Source organism: Parendozoicomonas verongulae, assembly GCF_009711465.1.
In the GTDB taxonomy this organism is placed as follows: Bacteria; Pseudomonadota; Gammaproteobacteria; order Pseudomonadales; family Endozoicomonadaceae; genus Sansalvadorimonas; species Sansalvadorimonas verongulae.
Genome location: NZ_SMME01000607.1, coordinates 1,041 through 1,865 on the forward strand (window position 1 = coordinate 1,041; position 825 = coordinate 1,865).

At 53.2% G+C, this 825-nt stretch carries 1 protein-coding gene; it reads left to right on the forward strand.

Annotated elements, in window-relative coordinates; genetic code table 11:
- Positions 1 to 462: 462 nt before the first annotated feature.
- The coding region (locus E1189_RS01845; protein WP_155158380.1) for a hypothetical protein at positions 463 to 825 on the forward strand (363 nt) is incomplete at its 3' end.

Consider the following 825-nt stretch of genomic DNA (forward strand, 5'->3'; position numbering starts at 1 on the left):
GTCAACTTTGATGGGAGTTGCGGAGCAAGTCGAGCTCTCAGCCATCAGGCTAAAGGTTTCCTTGTCCTGACGTGACAGCCTGATTCTGGATGGACTCCCAACCCCCTGGCAAAGCAGGCTATTTTCTGGATTCAATACACAGAACGTGTCGTCTAAAGGCTTAACGACAGGTAATGACGTGCGGATACGGCCTGTTGAAAATATCGGCCTCCCCTTCACCTGTTGGCACAACAAGCGTCCAGCTACTCACCTGTTTATCTGTACTCGCATCAACAACAATAGTGGGAGCAACGGTCAGGATACACCAAAGGTATGAGGCATTCGCCAGCTTTTGCAGCGAGCATAACATCTGATTCAACCCAGACACGAAAGGCTAGAGTAAGATAGCGGTTCTTTTTACATCCCGTCTTATTTCTTTTTAATCCGTTTCTCCTTGCATCGGGTGTCGCTGCTACTCCGGCGATGAGAGTTAAGCAGGCTGACCGTATCGAAAGTGGCGCCGCACAGGCAGGCAGTGTTCTGCTTCCTCTTACACTTGGCGCCACTGCTCTGGCGGTGAGCATTAAGCCGACTGACTGTACTAAAGATGAGGCCACAGGGGCAGGTGGTGTTTTGCCTTCCCTTGCACCGGGCATCACTGCTGCTCTGACGGTGGGCTTTAAGCTGGTTGACCGAATCGAAGATGGCGCCGCAGGGGCAGGTGGTGTTCCGCTTCCCCCTGCACTGAGCGTCTTTGCTGCCCAGGCGGTGAGAGTAAAGCTGACTGACCGAATCGAAGGTGATGCCACAGGGACAGGTAGTGTTCCGCTTTCCCTTGCATTGGGC